Source organism: Sanguibacter hominis ATCC BAA-789 (assembly GCF_012396185.1).
GTDB lineage: Bacteria > Actinomycetota > Actinomycetes > Actinomycetales > Cellulomonadaceae > Flavimobilis > Flavimobilis hominis.
This window is the reverse complement of record NZ_JAAXOW010000004.1, coordinates 161,946-181,596: the sequence shown is the minus strand read 5'-3', so window position 1 is coordinate 181,596 and position 19,651 is coordinate 161,946. Positions and strand designations below refer to the sequence as shown.

The window sequence follows — 19,651 nt, the reverse complement described above, 5'->3', positions numbered from 1 at the left end:
CTTGAGAGACCTCGTCGCCATGAGTCCGGACGGCGTTCGTCATCACGCGCAGGTCCACACCGCGAGGCTAGGTGAGGATCCCAGCACCCGCACAGGGCAGCCAGATCTCGCTCCCAGGTCCGCCCAGCACGATGAAGGCCCACGAGAGAGAGGACGCGGAGATGACCGCCGACGACACCACCCGACCCGACGTGACGCCCGCTCCCGAGAGCGACCCCGGCCGCGATGTGCCCCTGAGCCCTCCTGCTGCGGCTTCCGGTCAGGACTCCGCAGCCCCCGCCTTCTCGCCCCAGGGCGACGACGCACCACGCGGAAGCGGCAGGGCCGCGCAGACGCTCACCCGACGCCCGATCGCCTCAGCGCTGACCGTTGCCATCACGGCCGGGCTCCTCGGCCTCGGCGGCGGCTACCTGCTCGGGGCAGGCCTCGACGATCGCGAACCCGCGTCTGCCGCGTCCGAGCATCGCGAAGGGTGGCGCGAACGTCCAGGCATGGACTCCCAGGGGCACGGCGACGGAGCCCCCGGCGCGCGAGGTCCGGGTGAGCGAGGGTTCGCCGACCGGGGCGCGGATCCCGAACGGCCTTGAGCCCACATCAGGCCGGGGTGAGGAAGAGGTCGCGGACCAGCCCGCGCACCCCCGGCAGCACGTCGGCCGCAAGCTCGGAGGCGTCGACGTCGAACAGTGAGGCGATCGCGCCGACGATCTGGCCGACGCTCAGCTCGCCGTCGCACACACCGACGAGGGCCGCGAGGGCTGTCGACGCGTGCACGCCCCGCCCGAGACCCCCGCCTTGCCGCACGATCACGACGTTCGGGTCGTCCTGACCCGGCGTGAGGTACCGCTCCTCGGTGACGTCCGGCGCGACGACGAGGTGCTCCGCGAGGAGCGCGTCGTCGTCCCGAGCCTCGAGCCAGTCGTGCGCCGCGACCGACGCCGCGAGGTGCTCGCCGAGCGGCTGGTGCACCGAACCCGTGTGCTCCTCGAGGCGCCGCAGCGTCACCCGTCCGTCGGCGGGGCGTCGCAGGTAGACGATGCCGAAGCCGACCGCCTCGACGTCGCGCGACTCGAAGTCCTCGAGCCACGCCGTGTACATCGACGCGAAGCCCTCCGGGTCGCGCTCGGGCGTGGTGCCGCCGTCGCGCAGCCACGTCTCCGCGTACTGCGCCGGGTCGAGGACCTCGCGCTGGATCACCCAGCCGTCGAGCCCGGCGGCGTCGAGCCAGCCGCCCACCCGGTCCGCCCAGTCCTGTCCACGGCGGTGCTCCCAGTTGCCGAGCATCTGCACGACGCCGCCCGGCGCGAGCACGCTCCCCACGGTGAGGACGAGGTCCCGGACGAGGTCGTCGCCCGACCGGCCCCCGTCGCGGTACTCGAACATCTCGACGCCCGCCGACGCACGCGGCGTGATGACGAAGGGCGGGTTCGAGACGACGAGGTCGAACACCTCCCCTGCGACGGGCTCGAGCATCGAGCCCTCGCGCAGCTCGAGGTCGACCTCGTTGAGCGCCGCGTTGAACCGCGCGAAGGCGAGCGCCGCTTCCGAGATGTCCGTGCCCACCACCTGCCGGGCGTGCCGGGACGCGTGCAGAGCCTGGATGCCGCAGCCCGTTCCGAGGTCCAGGACCCGGCCGACCGGACGGCGCGCAGTCACCTGCGCGAGCGTGAGGGACGCACCGCCCGCACCGAGGACGTGGTCCGGCTCGAGGCCGGCACCGGTCGCGAGCTCGCCCAGGTCGGAGGCGAGCCACCAGTCGAGGTGCCCCGCGGCGTCGTCGGCTGCGTAGGGCCGCAGGTCGAACCGGGCGCGCACCCGGTCCGGGCCGACGTCGCGGGTCAGGCCGAGAGCTCGTGCGCCCTCGAGCCCGAGGGTGGGCAACGCGAGCGCGAGCGCGTCGCGCGCGACCGAGTCGCCGAGGAAGAACACCGCGGCGAGCGCTGCACGGCGGCGGTCCGCGTCGGCAGGGGCCGTCCCCGCCGCGTCGAGCACGCCGCGCAGGACGCGGCGCGCAGGCAGCGCCTCCTCGCGGTGCAGCGCGTCGAACGCGAGCGGACCGAGCAGCGCCTGGACCCCGGCGACCGTGTAGTCGGCAGCGGCGAGATCGGCGCGCAGGCGCGCAAGAAGGTCAGGGGCAGCGTCGACGTCGAGGATCGGAGGATGGCTCACAGGTCCATCCTGCCCTCGTGCGGGCCTGTCAGTAGCAGCGGTCGGAGACGAACTCCGTCAGCGCCGTCTCCTGCGTCACGAACTCGTCGCCCTCGAGCGCGGCCTGGATCTGGAACGACATGTAGGCGTCGATCGGCTTGAGCGACTGATCGCCCGCCTTGATCGCAGCGATCATCTCGGTGTCGTTCGTGTGCTTGAACGCCCACGCCTCCGCGATCTCGGCAGGCGGGGCAGCCTGCGGCATCACAGCGACGGCAGGCTCGTAGATCGCGATGAACTCGGCGACCGTCTCGGTCGACGTGGCCTGGCCGAACGCCGTGTAGAGCGACAGCGCCGCAGGGCAGAACGCCGTGGTCGCGGCCTGATCGTCCCCACCTGCGGGAGGGGCTTCCGTCGGCGTGGCCTCGGTCGGGGGCGGCTCTGGGGCGGGGTTCTCCGCCGGCGGCGGGGTCGTCGCCGGGTCGGGCGTCGGTGTGGCGGTCGCGGTCACCGTCGGTGCCGCGGAGTCCGTCGGCTTGTCGTCGGGGCCGCTCAGGAGCGCGATGACTCCCCAGGCCACGCCACCGACGAGGAGGAGGACGAGCGGCACGAGCCACACGAGCGGGCTGCGGCGGCGACGCTCCTGGACGAGGCCCGGCTGGCTCGCCGAGCCTGCAGCAGGCACGTGGTTGTACTGCGCGTAAGGGACACTCGCGGGCGCCGCCTGCGGCGGCATCCCTCCACCCGCAGGAGGCGCCGGTGCGACGGCGGGCATCGGCGTGGTCATCGCGGGGTTCGCCGACGCGGGGCTCGTGGCTGCAGGCGGCGGCATCGGCGTGGTGGGCTGCGGCGCGGTGGGCTGCGGCGCGGCGGCCGGGCTCACGGGCGCCGCGGCGTCGGGCACCTCCAGCCAGAAGTTCCAACCGGCGGGGGCCGGAGGCCACGCAGGATCGGGGACCCAGCCCTCCGGCGGCACCCATCCCTGAGGGGGCACGGGCCATCCGGGAGCGGGGTTGAAACGGTAAGCCATCGGTTCTCCTGACAGGGAGGTGCCGCATCGCACAGCACCACAAAGGCCCCCGAACGGAGTCCCGGACGCATCTTCCCGTAAGGGCGCGTCTCCCGCGAGTCGAGAGACGGGTGCAGCGACCTATGCCCCTGCACCCGCTCCCGCTGGTCAGACCGGCAAGCCCATGTCGTGCTCAAGCTCGCCCTGCTCGTCGACGCTGGCCGCACGCAGGCGCGACCAGACGACCGCACCCATCGCGATGAGCGCGGCGACCGTCGCGACCGCGACACGCAGGACGTGGTTGGCGTCCGCCGGGACGCTCATCGCGACGACCGCGGGCGCGATCAGCACGGACACGAGGTTCATGACCTTGATGAGCGGGTTGATCGCCGGGCCGGCCGTGTCCTTGAACGGGTCGCCGACCGTGTCACCGATGACGACGGCCGCGTGCGCCGCAGAGTTCTTCCCGCCGTACGCGCCGTCCTCGACGATCTTCTTCGCGTTGTCCCACGCACCGCCCGCGTTCGCGAGGAACACCGCCATGAGCACGCCCGTGCCGATCGCCCCGGCGAGGAAGCCCGCGAGCGGGCCGACACCGAGACCGAAGCCGACGGCGATCGGTGCGAACGCCGCGAGCAGGCCGGGCGTCGCGAGCTCGCGCAGCGAGTCTCGCGTGCAGATGTCCACGACCCGCCCGTACTCGGGCCGCTCCTCGCCGGTCATGATCCCCGGGTGGTGGCGGAACTGACGCCGCACCTCGAACACGATCGCGCCCGCCGCGCGCGTCACGGCGTCGATCGCGAGGCCCGAGAACAGGAAGACGGTCGCACCGCCGAGGATCACGCCGACGAGCGTGATCGGCGAGATGATCTGGTAGCTCAGGAGCGCGGCGACGATGCCGTCCTCCCCCACCGGGTTCTCGACGTCGCGAAGCGCCGTGGCGACGGCGTCCGCGTACGACCCGAACAGCGCGGTCGCGGCGAGCACCGCGGTCGCTATCGCGATGCCCTTCGTGATGGCCTTCGTCGTGTTGCCCACAGCATCGAGGTCGGTGAGGATCTGCGCACCCTCGGCGTCGACGTCGCCGCTCATCTCGGCGATGCCCTGCGCGTTGTCCGAGACAGGCCCGAACGTGTCCATCGCGACGATCACGCCGACCGTCGTCAGCAGCCCGCAGCCCGCGAGCGCGATGAGGAACAGCGCGAGCCACACCGAGCCGCCCGCGATGAGGAACGCGCCGCAGATCGCGGCGGCGATGATGCCCGCCGTGTACACGGCCGACTCGAACCCGACGCCGATACCCGAGAGCACGACCGTCGCCGCGCCCGTCTGAGAGGTGCGGGCGACGTGCAGCGTGGGCTTCGACGTCGTGCCCGTGAAGTAGCCGGTGACCCACAGGATCACGCCCGCGAGCAGCACACCGATGACGACAGCACCCGACGTCATCAGGCGCGGGTCCCCTGACCTGCCCGCGAGATCGGCGGCGACTCCCTCGATCGCACCGAAGCTCGACGGGAGGTACAGGAACGCGGCGATGCTCGCGAGCACGGCGCCCGCGAGCGCCGACAGGTAGAAGCCTCGGTAGATCGCGCGCAGACCGCCCTCGCCGGGGCGGACGCGCGTGATCGCGACGCCGAGCACCGCGACGAGCGCACCGACGGCCGTGACGATGAGCGGGAACACGAGGCCCTGCTCACCGAACACGGCCTTGCCGAGGATGAGGGCCGCGACGAGCATCACGGCGTACGACTCGAACAGGTCCGCTGCCATGCCGGCACAGTCGCCGACGTTGTCCCCGACGTTGTCGGCGATCGTCGCCGCGTTGCGCGGGTCGTCCTCGGGGATGCCCTGCTCGACCTTGCCGACCAGGTCGGCGCCGACGTCGGCCGCCTTGGTGAAGATGCCCCCGCCCACGCGCATGAACATCGCGAGGAGCGCCGCGCCGAAGCCGAAGCCCTCGAGCACGGCCGGCGCGTCCGCACGGTAGACGAGCACGACCGCGCACGCACCGAGCAGGCCGAGACCGACCACGCTCATGCCGACGACGCCGCCCGTGCGGAACGCGATCCGTGCACCCTCCGCGCGGCGCGCGTCGACCGAGCCAGCCACCTGGGCCGACGCCGCGACTCGCAGGTTCGCGCGCACCGCGAGCCACATGCCGAGGTAGCCGATCGCCGCCGAGAAGCCTGCCCCGAACAGGAACGCGACCGATCGACCGACCCGCACGCCTGCGTCACCGGGGAGCAGGAAGAGCAGGCCGAACACGATCACCGCGAACAGCAGGAGCGTGCGGAACTGACGGTTGAGATAGGCCGAGGCACCTTCCTGGATCGCGAGGGCGATCTCCTGCATCCGCGGTGTGCCCTCGCCTGCGGCGAGGACCTGCCTTCTGAGGACCACCGCGACGACGAGCGCGAGGATCGCGACGACGGCGATCACGGTGACGATGGTCAGGCTGGCGCTTCCGAGCTGCATGCGTCCTCCTCGACGTGCGGCGGTCAGCGCACCGTGCGCCTCAGGCGCGGCCGGAGCCGTGCCGGGCGGGAAGGTGCGAAGGCCCGAACGACCCCATCGTCGTCCGGGTTGCCGTCAGCCTACTCATCGGGGACGAAACGTTCAGCCGCAACCCCGGGCGTGATCAACCTGTGACCCGCGAGCCCCGTCGAGGCGGGAGCGGGTCAGCGGTCCCGGTCGCGGATCCTCTTGACCACGAACACCTTCGGCAGCAAGACCGTGGCCAGGGCCGTGACCAGCCAGACGACCAGCGTCGCCACGACCCAGGTCGTCACGCCACCACGGATCGTCAGCGCGTCCCGCAGCAGGCTCGTGACGAGCAGCGCGACGAACGTCGACACGAGGCCGACGCCGCCCACGAACGCCGGCGCGTACCGGTCCGCCATCTTCCCGATGAAGGGCGTCAGCACCGACTGCAGGATCGCGAACACGATCACCGTCACGACGTAGCCGCGCCACGTCACGTGGACGCCGTCGATCAGCAGGGAAGCCACGAGAAGGCCGAGCGCCGCAGACAGGACAAACACCGCGACTCGGACGAAGAACCGGACCATGCTCCGACCGTAGCCCTCGGCACCCACGACGGGAACACCGCGCCCCCAACGATCTGCGCGCGGCAGACGTCATACCCGGTAGAGGCACCCACCAGGGCGCCCACCGGGCCGACGGAGACGACGCGCCCGCCAGGACAGGGAGGCACACCGTGCAAGCAGGAGCAGCGGACGCAGGTCCGACGCCCCCCGCTGCGTGGCCGGGCGCCCGGGACGCGCGACGTCCGACGTTGAGAGCGGTGCCTGCCGCCCCCGACGACGGCACGGACGGCGCGTCCTCGGCTCCGAGCGCCAAGATCTACGCACCGAGGGGGACCATGACAGGCATGACCAGCTGGGAAGAGGCGCTCGAAGACCTCGTGCGGACCCGGACGTCCGCCCTCGTCTCCTCGGCGTTCCTCCTCACCGGGGATCTCGCCGAGGCCGAGGACCTCGTCCAGGACGCGCTCATCGCTGCGTACACGCGGCGTCGAGGGCCCGACGACGTGCGGAGCGCCGAGGCGTACGTGCGCCGCACGATCCGCAACACGTACATCGACGGCTTCCGCCGTCGCAAGCGCTGGGCGACCGTGCGCCACCTGCACGTCGCACCCGTGTCGCAGCCGCCGTCGGACGTCGCGACGGTCGACCACGTCCCCGCGCGGCTCGACGCGCAGCGCGCGCTCGCGCTGCTGTCGCCGCGCGAGCGGGCCTGCGTCGTCCTGCGCTTCTACGAGGACATGACCGTGCCGCAGATCGCCTCGGAGCTCTCGCTGAGCCTCGGGAGCGTCAAGCGCTACCTGCACGACGCCGTCGCACGGCTCGAGCAGCACCTGGGCCCGCTCGCGGACGCCCACCTCGACGACCTGGACGACGCAGCACCCGGAGGTGCCCGATGAACCACCACGACCGCGACCGGTCCCGTCAGGAGCACCTGTCCGACATCCTCAACACCCTTGCCGACTCGGCTGCCGAGACGCACGCGGGCCGCACGCCCGAAGCGCTCCTCGCGACCGCACGCCGGCACGGCACGGCTGCCCGCCGGCGCCAGACGCGCTCCCGGGCGCTCGTCGCCGCTGCGAGCGTCGCCGCGATCGCCGTGGGCGGCGTCGTCATCGCGCAGAACATCGGCGGGGCGACAGTCCCCCCTCCGCCAGCGACGCAGACTCCCGTCCAGACGCCGTCGATCGAGCCCGGCGCGGCGTTCCCCGAGTGCGGGGCACCCGTCGGCGAGCTCGACCACGCGACCGCGCTGCGCCTCGTGACGAACGCGGTCGAGGACGCCGACGGCAACGCCGCGAGCGTGTCCCCCGCCGACGCCACGCCGGTCATCATCCAGAGCATCGACGACCTCTTCGAGGTCGCGATCGCCAACCAGGGCGACAGCACCGTGACGGTCGGGTCGACCGGCTACGCCGCCTACGTGCTCGTGCGCGACGGCGTCGTCGTCGGCGCGACCGACGCGATGCCCGAGCCATATCGCGAGGAGACCCTCTCGCCGGGTGACGTCGGCGAGCCCCTCGAGCACGCCGGCGTCGCGATGTGCGACGGGCCGGAGACCGAGGTCGCCGGGACGTACGACGTCTACTCCTACGTCGACGCGTCGCTCACCGACCCGGCGAGCGACGCGAGCGCCCAGCCGTCGAGCCCGCGCGTGTGGGGCGGCCCGTGGAAGGTCCGCGTCGGCCCCACCGTCGGAGGCTCGGAGAGCCTTGCCCTCTCGTGCGCGATGCCGACGAGCGAGATCACCGCTCCCGAGTACCCGCAGAAGGACGGCAAGCCCGTCGTCGTCGCCGAGGTCACGCCGCCGCAGGACGCGCTCGCCCTCGAGGACGTCCTCACGCGCAAGGTCCGTCTCGACCTCACGAGCGTCGAGGGTGACACGTACTTCGGCGGGGACGTCGAGGTCTACCTGATCCGCGACGGGAAGGTCGTCTCGGCACGGGCCACCAAGGCGGCGAAGGACCCCTGGTACATCGGCAAGCCCGACTTCTGGGCGTCGACCGTCGAGGAGACGGGCGCCACGCCCGCCGATGCCTTCTACCCGGAGATCTCCGGCGTCGACTGCCAGACGGGCGAGCCGCTCGCCGCGGGCGAGTACGAGATGCTCGTCGTCGCGCGCATGTGGGTCCCCGACTACCAGTTCTCCGTGTTCGCCCCGCGCGAGCACATCACGCTCGGGGACGCTCCCGTCCTTCCCGAGAGCGACCCGCTCGCGACCTTCCCCGAGTGCGGCGCGGTGGTGCCGGGCTACTCCGACACGGCGGTCACGCTCGGCCGGCCGGACGAGACCTTCGTGAACGGTGACACGACCTCCCAGGTGGAGACCGTCGTCACCAACGAGGACCAGAGCACCACGTTCCGCGGCCAGCTGGGGGGCGAGATCCAGTCCGTCCTCACGCTCGACGGCCGGGTGGTCGGAGCGGTCGGGACGACGCCGATCGCGAGCAGCCAGCGCACGATCGACCTCGGTCCGGGCGAGACAGCGAACCTGACCGCGGACCTTGCCTCTGAGGTGTGCGGCTCCTCCGAGCGGCTCCCGGCCGGCACGTACGAGATCTGGTCACAGGTCGAGGTGACTCCTGCAGGCGGCTCGACGCAGACGTCGATCGGGCGCCTGGGGTCGGTCAAGATCTCCTGAGACAGGAGTGCAAGACCGGGCATGCACGCGACATATGAGGGATAGGGCTGGTATCGGGCGGCACGCGCAGGGGGCGTGCCGCCCGGCCTGCCCCGCAGCTGGACCCCATCCCCCGAGGCCGGGGTCGGTGCACCGGTCTGATTTCCCCCGAGCCAGACCGCCGCACCGACCTCGGCGCGGCCAGCAGCCCGTCGTGATCTCGTCACCAGGCGACCCCAACCTTTTCCGGCCACCGTTCGTCTGGGCTTGTGACAGCAGGACGGACAGCACGACGACACACGCACAGGGGATCTGATGAGCGGCTGGGAGCAGGCACTCGAGGCGCTCGTGCGGCAACGCCGCAGAGCGCTCACGGCATATGCCTTCCTGCTCTGCTCCGACCTTCGCGAGGCGGAAGACCTCGTCCAGGACGCGCTCGTCTCCGTGTTCGCGGGCCGGCGCCTCCCCGACGAGGTCGACGCGCTCGAGGCATACGTACGCCGGGCGATCCGCAACACGTACATCGACGGCTTCCGGCGCCGCCGCCACTGGGCGACGCTGCGGCACCTCGTCGTGACACCCGACGTGCAGCCACCGACGGGCGACGCGTCGCCCGAGACGGTTCCCGTGCGCATCGACGTCCAGCGGGCGCTCGCTGCCCTGGGTCCGCGCGAACGGGCGTGCGTCGTCCTCCGGTTCTACGAGGACATGACGGTCGCGCAGATCGCCGTCGAGCTCTCGCTCGCGGTGGGGACCGTCAAGCGCTATCTCTCCGATGCTGTCTCCCGGCTCGAGGGGATGGTGGGCCCGCTGCCCGCCGCACACCTCGACGACCTCGACACGATCACCCTCGGAGGCGTGCGATGAACCAGCGGCACCACGACGACCACCCCGACCTTCCCGACCTCCTCGAGGCGATCGGCGCGTCCGCCGAGGAGGAGGCTGGCTTCTCGACCCTGTCCGACGACGCGATGGTGTCGTCCGTCCGCCTCCGCGCCACCGCGCTCCGCGTCCGGCGCGCACGCACCCGCAACCTCGCCGCCGTCGCGACGGTCGCCGCGGTCGCTGCGGCCAGCGTCGGCGTGACGCAGTACGTGGGACGGGTGGCCCCCACGCCCGTGCCGCCAGCGCAGACCACCCCGGCAGTGGCAGAGACAGTGCCCACGTGCGGCTCGACATTCGTTCCGCCGAAGGTCGAGCCGGTCAGGCTCGCGACGGCGTCCGGCACGACGACCGTCACAGAGCTCCCGCAGATCGTCGTCGTCAACGACTCCGAGGTCGATGTCGTCGCAGGCTTCGAGCACGGCCTCTCCTACGCGCTCGTCCAGGACGGCGTCGTCGTCGGCGGGCACACGGGCGCGCCGAGCGGGTACAGCGAGGCCCGGGCTGGCACGGGTGACGTGTCCGAGGTCCTCAACCTGCCCTTCGAGGCCACGATGTGCGACGGCGCTCCCGTCCCCGAGGGCGTGCCGTTCCAGCTGTACGTATACCTGGACGCCGAGGTCGCCGAGAACTCGACCGAGCGCCAGGCGTCGAGCTACTACGGTCCTCGCGGCGTCCCGAAGGTACGCCTGTGGAGCCAGGCGATCGCCCTCACGCTCGAGAGTGGTATCCCGCTCCGGCCGACCGGGTGGGCTGACCACGGCCTGGTGTGCGCCGACCCGACCGCTCAGGTCACGCCCGAGCTTCAGTCGGTAGCTGAGGCAGCCGGCTGGCCGCTCGACATCACGGTCGACCCGGCGCAGGAGCCGGTCCCGGTCGGTGCAGTCATCAGGTCCGCGCTCCAGGTCCGGCTCGCGGCAGACCCCGAGGACGAGACCACCTACGTCGGGAGGTACGTCGAGGCCTACCTGGTCAAGGACGGGCACGTGGTCTCAGGACGGAAGACCACGGTGCCGGGCGGCATGTGGGTCCTCTCGTCCGGGCGGGACGAGGTGGGCGACGCGTACGCCGAGCACCACGGCGCAACCCCGCTGGGCACCCTCTATCCCGAGCTCACCGGGACACGCTGCCAGGACGGCGCTCCCCTCGAGCCGGGCGACTACGAGGTCCTCGTCGTCGCCCACGCGGGCGGCCCGGACGTCGACTTCCACGTCATCGCACCCCCGACGACGATCACGCTCGTCGGGGACGGGTCCAGATGATCGGCGTCGAGGAGGGTCAGGCGGCTTCGGCTGCCGCGAGCAGGACGCACGTCGCGACGCCGTCCATGCAGGCCTTGACGTCGTCGAGCGACGGGAAGCTCGGAGCGAGACGGATGTTCTTGTCGTCCGGGTCCTTGCCATACGGGAAGGCCGAGCCAGCCGCGGTGAGCGAGATCCCGGCCTCCTTCGCGAGCTGGACGACGCGCTTCGCCGTGCCGGGCACGACGTCGAGGCTGATGAAGTAACCACCCTCGGGACGTGTCCAGGTCGCGACGCCCGCAGCACCGAGGCGCTCATCGAGGATGGCGAGGACTGCGTCGAACTTCGGGGCGAGGATCTCGCGGTGCTTCGCCATGTGGGCACGGACGCCCGCAGCGTCCCGGAAGAAGCGGACGTGCCGCAGCTGGTTCACCTTGTCGGGCCCGATCGACTTGATCGAGTAGTGCGACTGGTACCAGGCGAGGTTCTCGGCGGACGACCCGAAGAAGCTCACGCCCGCGCCTGCGAAGGTGATCTTCGACGTCGACGCGACGGCCCACACGCGGTTCGGGTTGCCCTCCTGCGCGGCCAGGTCGACGATCGGCAGCGCGGGCGCGCCCTCCTCGACGAGCGTGTGCACCGCGTACGCGTTGTCCCAGACGATGCGGAAGTCCGGTGCGGCGGTCGGCATCGACAGCAGCGCGCGAGCGACCTCCTCCGAGACGACCGCGCCGGTCGGGTTCGCGTACGTCGGGACGGTCCACATGCCCTTGATCGTCGGGTCGGCCGCGACGAGCGCCGCGACGGCCTCCACGTCAGGCCCGTCCGCGTTCAGCGGGACCGGGACCATCTCGAAGCCGAGGTGCTCGGTGATCGCGAAGTGCCGGTCGTAGCCGGGCACGGGCGCGAGCCACCGGACCTTCTCCTCCTTGCCCCAGGGGCGCGGGGAGTCGGGCGTGCCGTAGAGCGTCGCGAACACGAGCAGGTCGTGCATGGTCTCGAGGCTCGCGTTGTTGCCCGCGACGAGGTTCGCGACGGGGATCGCGAGCAGCTCGGCGAAGATCTCGCGCAGCTCGGCGAGCCCCTGCGTCCCGCCGTAGTTGCGCGTGTCGAGGCCGCTGCCGTCGCGGAAGTCCGCGCCCGGCAGGCTCAGCATGTCGTTCGACAGGTCGAGCTGCGCCGGCGCGGGCTTGCCACGCGTGAGGTCCAGGCTGAGGTTCTTCGCCTTCAGGTCCGCGTAGGCGGCCGTGAGGCGCGCACGCTCGGCGGCCAGCTCGTCGGGGCTCATGGACTCGAACGCTGTGGACATCGCTGACGCCTCTCACCGGTGGGGGCCCGGGTGGTCGTGGTGTGCGGCGACCGTCCGGCAGGACGCCGGGCGACCACGTCCGATCCTAGGGGACCACCCCACGTCCTGGGTGGGGAGGTCACCGTGCGACGAACCACGCGAACGCGCTGAGCACGACGGCAGCAGCCGGCATCATCCAGACGACCGGCTCGACGCGCGACGCCGGGCGCTCGTCGCCCGGCAGCAGGACCGGGTCCCCCGCGCCCAGGGCGCGCGCCTGGACGACGCCGCCCACGGCGAGCAGCACCACGGCGAGGGCGAGTCCGGCCCACGGTTCGACGTCGGCCACCTGGGTCTGCCAGAGCAGCATCGGCAGGAGGCACGCCGTGGCCAGGAGACCGATCCCGACGCACCACGGCCAGGGACGCGCGATCATGCTCCGCAGCACCGCGTCGTGCCGCACCGCGAACGCGGCGAGGACGGCGACCATGATGCCGAGCGTGGTCACGCCGCCCGCCGAGACGGGCAGGCCCTCGCCGGTCGCGAGGGCTCCGACGGCCTGCGGCGCGAGCAGGAGCCCGATGATCTGGAGGCCGCTGCCGGCGAGCGTGCGACGCACGCCGGGCTCGTCGGGCTCGCTGGGCAGGTCGAGGCTGTCGGCGTACTCGACGGGGTCGCCGAACGCCTCGAGCGCGCCCTCTCCCGAGTCGGCGCAGTGGGCGTCGACCTCGGCGAGGGCGTCGCCGATGCGGTCGCCGGGAACGTCGCGCAGCCTCAGCCGGACCACGAACTCGTCGGTCCACGCGTCGTCGACGTGGGGTGCGAGGGACGCGAGGTCGGGGGCGTGTGCCATCAGAGCACCTCCGGGGTGTGGTCCGGGCCGTCGGGCGCGGGCGCGAGGATCGAACGGGTCGTCGTCGTGAAGAGGTCCCAGCGGGCGGTCGCGTCCGCGAGCGCGGTGCGCCCGGCCGCGGTGAGCTCGTAGAACTTGCGGCCGGGGCCGCCGTCGCCAGCGCGCCACTCGACGGTGACGTAGCCCGCGGCCTCCATGCGTCCGAGCAGCGGGTAGAGGGTGCCGCCCTTGAGCCGGCCCAGGCCGAGGTCCGCGAGCTTCTCAGCGATGGCGTAGCCGTACGTGGCGCCGTCGGCGAGGACCCGCAGGACGCAGGGTTCGAGGACGCCGCGGAGCCACTCGGCGGGCCACGCGGTCTCGGACATGACTAGAACGTACCGCTACCTAGTCAGATTGTCTACCTACCGTCGTCGGCCGAGTGCCACAGGCCCGGTCACCGCCGCGCGCGACGCTCCACGACGACGTTCGCGCCACCCAGCACCAGCAGCAGCACCGCCGCAGCGAACGGCAGCCACATCGCCGCCGACACACCCACACGCTCCGCCACCTGGCCCGTCAGCGCCGACGCGAGCGCCTGCGCGAGGCTCAGCGCCGCCGTCGCGAGCGTCATCGTCGTCGCCGCACGCCCGACCGGGCTGCGGTCCGACGCCATGCTCAACAGCGTCACGAGCACCGGCCCCACGCCCACACCCATGAGCAGCAGCACCGCCGTCGGCGACGCCGCAGCCCCGAGCTGCGCGTACAGCGCAGCCGACGCCGCGATCACGGCCGCGAACCCGACCCACCGCCACCGGGCCGCGAACGCACGCGGCAGCGCCGCCGCACCCAGCGCGAGCGCCGCAGACGTGAGGCCCAGCGCGCCGTACAGCAGGCCCGCGTCGTCCGCACGGCCCTGCACACCCATGTGCGCGGTGAGCGACGTCAGCGTCGTCCCGAAGAACAGGCCGACCGCGAACGCACCCGTCACGACGACCAGCACACGCACCCGCACGACCTCGCTCAGCGGCGCCCGCTCAGCATCGCGTGCCGCGTGCGAGCGCACCGCACCCGTCGGGTGCAGCGCGAACGCCACGACCGCCGTCAGGCTCAGCCCCGCCGCCGCGACGAGCGGCAGCCACGGCGCAACCCACGCCGCGAGCAGACCCACGAGCACCGGCCCGACCACGAACGCCGTCTCGTCGATCGCCGACTCGTAAGACATGACCCGCGAGAACGTCGTCACGCGTCGGCTCGGCGCGACGCGCTCACCGACGAGCGTCACGAGCCGCGTCCGCGACAGCGGCGCGACCTGCGGGACCGTGGCACCCGCGAGGAACGAGCACGCCACGACGACCGGCGTCGACACGCCCTGACCGACGACGAACGCGAGCGTGAGCACCGCCACGACGTTCGCGAGGGCAACAGCAGGCAGGACCTTGCGCTGGCCGCGACGATCGACCGTCGCACCGACGACCGGCCCGGCGATCACGACACCGACACCGACCGCAGCCGCCGCGAGGCCGCCGACGGCGACCGACCCGGACACCGCGACGACGTACGTGAGGACACCGACGACCACCATCGCGAACGGGAGGCGCGCGACGAACGCGAGCGGGTAGTAGCCGAGGCCGGTCGCGGCGATCAGGGTGGGGGCGTGCTCGGTGCCGGTCGTGGTGACGCGGGCGTCGGGGCGCGCGGGCGTGACAGTGCTCAACTCGATGCTCCTAGAAAAGGTCTGGCTGGTGCCGCCTTGCTGCGAGGAGCAGGTGATGCACGCCGTGGGTGAACCGCGCCGTCATGGCGAAGGGCTCACGCTCGATCGGGTGCCGATGGGCACCGTCGACGACGTTAGCACGGGGGTACCACCAGGGGCCCTGCGTGTGAGCGAGCCCACGTGAGGGAAGCCCGGCCCGGAGCAAGGACCCGCAGCAGCGGCGCGTCAGCGTCCCGTGGCGAGCGCGACGACGGCACCGCCGGGGGCGCGCACGTACGCGACCGTCTCACCCCACGGTCGGGCGCCCGCGGGAGACAGCTCGGCCGCGCCCAGCGCGACGGCGCGCTCCAGCTCGTGCGCGACGTCGTCCACGCGCAGGTACAGCTCCGCCGGGTGGACCTCGCCCGCGGCGAGGTCCCCGACCCCTGCGCCGAGGTTGGCGACATAGGACTCCCGGCGGTACCACGCGACGCCGGGCCCCGCGCCGTCAGGCGCCCCGTGCTCCGCGAACACGCCCGGCACGCGCTCGGTTGCCGACAGGCCCGTGAGCGCGGCCCAGAACGTCGAGGCAGCATCCACGTCGTCGACCGCGATCACGACGATCGCCAGCCGGGGCACCGTCACGACGAGACCACGTCGAGGTGCGCCGGTCCGTGCCCGGCGGCCCGCACCACGGCCGCTCCGTTCGACGCACGGCTCATCTCGGCGAACCGCTCGACGAACTCGGGCCGGGCGCCGTCCGTGCGCACCTCCTGCAGGACGTGGTCGGTGACGCCGGCCTCGGCGAGCTCGGCGGTCAGACGCGCGACGTCGTCGGGCGAGAGGACGGTCGGGTCGACCGTCGTGCGCACCTGCATCGGCACCCCGGCCTCCTGCAGGACGCGGAGCGTCTCGAACGCCGGCCGGGCGCCGCCCGGCCTCCGCGTGACGGCGTCGAACCGGTCGCGCGGGCCCTTGATGTCGAGGCCGACCCAGTCGAGCAGACCCTCCGCGGCGAGGTCACGCACCCGGCGCGGGTACGCGCCCCCGGTGTGCAGCCCGACGGCGTAGCCGGCCGCGCGCACCTCGCGCATCGCGGCGGCGAGCCCCGCCTGGCGGGTCGGCTCACCACCCGAGAAGACGACGCCGTCGAGCAGTCCGCGACGGCGCGCGAGGACCGCGCGCACCTCCGCCCAGCTCGACTCACCTTGCGCGCGCGGGTCGATGATCGCCGCGTTGTGGCAGTAGCCGCAGTCCCACGGGCAGCCCTGCAGGAAGACCGTCGCGACGAGACGACCTGGCCAGTCGCAGGACGAGAACGGCTCGAAGCCGGCGACGTTGAGGTCGTCCGCGAGGATCATGCTGACCGCAGGTGCGCTCGCGCCCGCTCCTCCGTGAAGAACTGCCGTTCCGCGTGCTCGCCCTTCTTCCCGATGTTGAACGAACTCACGGGCCGGTGGTAGCCCATGACGCGCGTCCACACCTCGCACACGACCGGCTCGGCGTCCGGTCGTCGCTCGGCGCAGCGCGGGCACGTCGGGTGCTCGCCCGCGAGGTAGCCGTGGTTCGGGCAGATCGAGAACGTCGGCGTCACGGTGATGTACGGCAGGCGGAAGTTCTGCAGGGACCGGTGCACCAGCTCGCGCGCGGCGTCCGCCGAGCTCATCTTCTCGCTCATGTACAGGTGCAGCACCGTGCCGCCCGTGTACTTGCCCTGCAGCTCCTCCTGCCGTTCGAGCGCCTCGAACGGGTCGGCGGTGAACCCGGCCGGCAGCTGGGAGGAGTTCGTGTAGTACGGGTTCGACTCGGTGCCCGCCTGCAGGATGTCCGTCCAGCGCGCCCGGTCCTCCTTCGCGAAGCGGTACGTCGTCCCCTCCGCGGGGGTCGCCTCGAGGTTGTAGAGGTGGCCCGTCTCCTCCTGGAACTCGACCATGCGCGCGCGGACGTGGTCGAGGATGCGCACGGCCATCGCGTGCCCCTCGTCGTCCGTGATGTCGAGAGCGCCCTGCGGCTGCTCGGCTGTCGCGGTGAAGTTGCGGACCATCTCGTTGAGACCGTTGACGCCGATCGTCGAGAAGTGGTTGTCGAGGTTGCCGAGGTAGCGGCGCGTGTACGGGAACAGGCCCTCGTCGATGTAGTGCTGCACCACCTGTCGCTTGACCTCGAGCGACTCCTTCGCGAGGTCCATCAGCTCGTCGAGCCGGGCGACCAGCGCGGACTCGTCGCCGCGGAACAGGTATCCGAGGCGTGCGCAGTTCACGGTGACGACGCCGATCGACCCGGTCTGCTCGGCCGACCCGAACAGTCCGTTGCCGCGCTTGAGCAGCTCGCGCAGGTCGAGCTGGAGGCGGCAGCACATCGAGCGGACCATCCCGGGCTCGAGCTCGGAGTTGAGGAAGTTCTGGAAGTACGGCAGCCCGTACTTCGCGGTCATCTCGAACAGTCGCGTCGCGTTCTCGGACTCCCACGGGAAGTCCTCGGTGATGTTGTAGGTCGGGATGGGGAACGTGAAGACGCGGCCCGACGCGTCACCCTCTGTCATGACCTCGATGTAGGCGCGGTTGATGAGGTCCATCTCGGCCTGGAGTTCGCCGTACGTGAAGTCCATCGGGGAGTCGTCGACGAGCGGCACCTGGTCGCGGAGGTCCTCGGGGCAGGTCCAGTCGAACGTGAGGTTGGTGAACGGCGTCTGCGTGCCCCAGCGGGAGGGGACGTTGAGGTTGTAGATGAGCTCCTGGACGCACTGCTTGACCTGGTCGTAGGTCATCGCGTCCTTGCGGACGAACGGCGCCATGTACGTGTCGAACGAGGAGAACGCCTGCGCGCCGGCCCACTCGTTCTGCATGGTGCCGAGGAAGTTGACGATCTGCCCGACGGCGGAGCTGAAGTGCTTGGGCGGGTTCGACTCGACCTTGCCCGGCACGCCGTTGAAGCCCTGCGTCAGGAGCATGCGCAAGGACCAGCCGGCGCAGTACCCGCCGAACACGTCGAGGTCGTGGATGTGCAGGTCGCCGTCGCGGTGCGCCTGCCCGACCTCGGGGCGGTACACCTCGGAGAGCCAGTAGTTCGCGGTGACCTTGCCGGCGGTGTTGAGGATGAGGCCGCCGAGGGAGTAACCCTGGTTGGCGTTGGCGTTGACGCGCCAGTCGGTCCGGTCCAGGTACTCGCGCATGGTCGACCCCACGTCGACCTGGGTCCGCGTCGCTGCGTCAGCCTGAGCCATTCGATTCCCCTACATCTAGTGGTCGAGTCACACCGTTGTCACTAGATGTTGATTCTGCTCTGCTGCACCCGCGTGGCGGAGGGGCCTAAAGTCCCAGCCGCGCCCACATCCGCAGAACGACGCGCGAAACTCCCCCGCACGCACCGCTGCCCCGCCCGGGATGCCCGGGCAGGGCAGCAGGCAGCGCGTCTCACACCCCGGCGAGGACCCCCACGCCCGACGGCGTGAGCGCGAGGCTCTCGCGCAGCGTCGCCCCCGGGTACTCGCGGCGGAACACGCCGCTCGCCCGGAGCGCGGGCACCACGCCGTCGACCAGGCCCGCGACGTCCGCGACGAGCGACGACGGCGTCACGACGAACCCGTCGACCGCACCCGCCTCGAACCACGCCTCGGCAAGCTCCGCGAGGTCGAGCGGCGTCCCCACGTGGATGAGCGAGTCGGAGTGCTGCGCGACGACGTCCGTCCCCTCGAACGCGTCGAGCAGCTCGACACGCGCCTGCGCGCTCTCCGCGTCCGGACCCGTGACGGCATACACGTCGACGAGGACGAGGACGTCGTCAGCCGCACGGCCCGCCTCGACGGCGATCGTCCGAGCCCGACGGCGCTGCTCGAGCGCCGAGTCGAGGTCCGTCGCGGCGATCCGCAGGACGTCCGCGTGCCGGGCGGCACGCTCGAGCTGAGCGTCCGAGCGCACGCGCACGACCGTCGGCGCGACCGACGACACGGCCCGCGTCACGGCCGTCACCGACCGGTCGGGCGCGCTGCCGTCGACCTGCCACCCTGCGCGGCCGCCGGACACCCGGCTGATCGTCTGCAGCGCCGTCGCGACGTGCTCCGGCTCGGTCGCCTCGGGCGAGATCGTCGCGACGAGACCCACGCCGTGCGTGACCTTCCCGAGGCGCGACGCGACGACCGCCGCGTCCAGGCGGCCGCGCAGCAGGCCGACCGTCTCGGGCTGGAGACGGAACGAGTCGTCGATCGCGACGAAGTCGAGGGTGCCGCGCTGCGCCGCGGCGACGAGGTCGGCGAGACGCTCGGCGTCGAACGCGCTCGCGAACGACGCGACAGGCACGCGGCTCGTGACGCGGCGCGCGCCCGCGCTCGTGAGGTCGATACCCAGGTGGATCTGACGGTCGGCGGTCGTGGGACGAGAAGGGGTGGTCGAGGTCATGGTCTTCGCTCTCTGCGTGACGGCGGCGCGCAGCACCGACCCCACGGACTCACGTCGTCAGGGGGGACGGTGCGCAGCGTGCGCCGAGGTGACTGCAACGGCCGGGGGCTCCTGAGGAGCCGGCATCGGCGGTGTCCGAGAAGGACGGTCAGGCGACGACGTGCGCGCTCGGGAGCGCGACGGCGGTCGCCGGCAGGGGTCCGCCGTGGGCGGACCTCAGCGGGTCAGTCGCGGGGACAACAGGCGACGGACCCGCAGGGCATACAGGTCGGACACATCACAGGGGCGAGCGAGATCGACGCGGGTGTGCGAAGCCGTCCTGCCATCATCGTGCGTGTCTCCTGTCCGAACCGCTCTCGCGGCTGCGCTCTTGCACCGAGATCCGGTGCCAGGTCCTCACCCGGAGCACCCCACCGCGCGGGAGGGTTGCTGACCAGCGAGCCGGGGCTTGTCGCTGATACTCGTGACCTTGTCCTGTCGAGTCCTTCCGGTCACCTGGTTTG

At 72.1% G+C, this 19,651-nt stretch carries 17 protein-coding genes and 1 riboswitch; of the genes, 5 read left to right on the top strand and 12 right to left on the bottom strand.

Annotated features, from left to right (window positions below; translation table 11 throughout):
* Positions 1–161 precede the first annotated feature (161 nt).
* Entirely contained in the window at positions 162–587 is a 426-nt protein-coding gene (locus HF995_RS12215; protein ID WP_168448081.1) for a hypothetical protein, read from the top strand.
* Between the two features lie 7 nt (positions 588–594).
* Here HF995_RS12215 and HF995_RS12210 read toward each other — a convergent pair whose 3' ends face one another.
* The 4 genes from HF995_RS12210 to HF995_RS12195 form a co-directional block, all read right to left on the bottom strand.
* Positions 595–2,166, bottom strand: coding sequence for a DUF7059 domain-containing protein (locus tag HF995_RS12210; RefSeq protein WP_168448080.1), 1,572 nt, complete (start codon positions 2,164–2,166; stop codon positions 595–597).
* Positions 2,167–2,194: 28 nt separating this feature from the next.
* The gene (locus HF995_RS12205) at positions 2,195–3,175 is read right to left on the bottom strand and encodes a hypothetical protein (protein WP_168447941.1); all 981 of its coding nucleotides are present in this window, start codon (positions 3,173–3,175) and stop codon (positions 2,195–2,197) included.
* Between the two features lie 147 nt (positions 3,176–3,322).
* Positions 3,323–5,629, bottom strand: a complete 2,307-nt coding sequence (locus HF995_RS12200) for a sodium-translocating pyrophosphatase (RefSeq protein WP_168448079.1) — start codon at positions 5,627–5,629, stop codon at positions 3,323–3,325.
* Positions 5,630–5,832: 203 nt separating this feature from the next.
* On the bottom strand, positions 5,833–6,222 hold the full coding sequence (locus HF995_RS12195) for a phage holin family protein (protein ID WP_168448078.1): 390 nt from the start codon (positions 6,220–6,222) through the stop codon (positions 5,833–5,835).
* A gap of 323 nt (positions 6,223–6,545) precedes the next feature.
* On the opposite strand from HF995_RS12195, the gene HF995_RS12190 reads away from it, so the two are divergent.
* From HF995_RS12190 to HF995_RS12175, 4 genes are all read left to right on the top strand, one after another.
* Entirely contained in the window at positions 6,546–7,097 is a 552-nt protein-coding gene (locus tag HF995_RS12190; protein WP_168448077.1) for an RNA polymerase sigma factor, read from the top strand.
* Entirely contained in the window at positions 7,094–8,839 is a 1,746-nt protein-coding gene (locus HF995_RS13645) for a hypothetical protein (RefSeq protein ID WP_210727457.1), read from the top strand. The genes HF995_RS12190 and HF995_RS13645 overlap by 4 nt, the downstream gene beginning before the upstream one ends.
* Before the next feature lie 294 nt (positions 8,840–9,133).
* Positions 9,134–9,685: an RNA polymerase sigma factor gene (locus tag HF995_RS12180; RefSeq protein ID WP_168448076.1), complete on the top strand. Its 552-nt coding sequence runs from the start codon at positions 9,134–9,136 to the stop codon at positions 9,683–9,685.
* On the top strand, positions 9,682–10,962 hold the full coding sequence (locus HF995_RS12175) for a hypothetical protein (RefSeq protein ID WP_168448075.1): 1,281 nt from the start codon (positions 9,682–9,684) through the stop codon (positions 10,960–10,962). The genes HF995_RS12180 and HF995_RS12175 overlap by 4 nt, the downstream gene beginning before the upstream one ends.
* A 16-nt stretch (positions 10,963–10,978) precedes the next feature.
* Here the strand turns inward: HF995_RS12175 and HF995_RS12170 are convergent, their stop codons facing one another.
* The 8 genes from HF995_RS12170 to HF995_RS12135 all read right to left on the bottom strand — a co-directional run bounded on the left by HF995_RS12170 (position 10,979) and on the right by HF995_RS12135 (position 19,148).
* Positions 10,979–12,250 carry an aspartate aminotransferase type Ic gene (locus tag HF995_RS12170; RefSeq protein ID WP_210727456.1) on the bottom strand — a complete coding sequence of 424 codons (1,272 nt, stop codon included), beginning with the start codon at positions 12,248–12,250 and terminating at the stop codon, positions 10,979–10,981.
* Between the two features lie 118 nt (positions 12,251–12,368).
* On the bottom strand, positions 12,369–13,082 hold the full coding sequence (locus tag HF995_RS12165; protein ID WP_168448074.1) for an HAAS signaling domain-containing protein: 714 nt from the start codon (positions 13,080–13,082) through the stop codon (positions 12,369–12,371).
* Positions 13,082–13,447 carry a PadR family transcriptional regulator gene (locus HF995_RS12160; protein WP_168448073.1) on the bottom strand — a complete coding sequence of 122 codons (366 nt, stop codon included), beginning with the start codon at positions 13,445–13,447 and terminating at the stop codon, positions 13,082–13,084. The genes HF995_RS12165 and HF995_RS12160 overlap by 1 nt, the downstream gene beginning before the upstream one ends.
* Before the next feature lie 68 nt (positions 13,448–13,515).
* On the bottom strand, positions 13,516–14,775 hold the full coding sequence (locus HF995_RS12155) for an MFS transporter (protein WP_286189603.1): 1,260 nt from the start codon (positions 14,773–14,775) through the stop codon (positions 13,516–13,518).
* 225 nt (positions 14,776–15,000) lie between these two features.
* Complete coding sequence (locus HF995_RS12150; RefSeq protein ID WP_168448072.1) at positions 15,001–15,399, bottom strand: VOC family protein; 399 nt, start codon at positions 15,397–15,399, stop codon at positions 15,001–15,003.
* On the bottom strand, positions 15,396–16,115 hold the full coding sequence (locus HF995_RS12145; protein WP_168448071.1) for an anaerobic ribonucleoside-triphosphate reductase activating protein: 720 nt from the start codon (positions 16,113–16,115) through the stop codon (positions 15,396–15,398). The genes HF995_RS12150 and HF995_RS12145 overlap by 4 nt, the downstream gene beginning before the upstream one ends.
* Complete coding sequence (locus HF995_RS12140) at positions 16,112–17,977, bottom strand: ribonucleoside triphosphate reductase (RefSeq protein ID WP_168448070.1); 1,866 nt, start codon at positions 17,975–17,977, stop codon at positions 16,112–16,114. Before HF995_RS12140 ends, HF995_RS12145 begins: the two co-directional genes overlap by 4 nt.
* 190 nt (positions 17,978–18,167) lie before the next feature.
* Positions 18,168–19,148: an LLM class flavin-dependent oxidoreductase gene (locus HF995_RS12135; RefSeq protein WP_168448069.1), complete on the bottom strand. Its 981-nt coding sequence runs from the start codon at positions 19,146–19,148 to the stop codon at positions 18,168–18,170.
* A 361-nt stretch (positions 19,149–19,509) separates the two neighbouring features.
* A riboswitch (SAM riboswitch) is annotated at positions 19,510–19,617 on the bottom strand.
* Positions 19,618–19,651 lie beyond the last annotated feature (34 nt).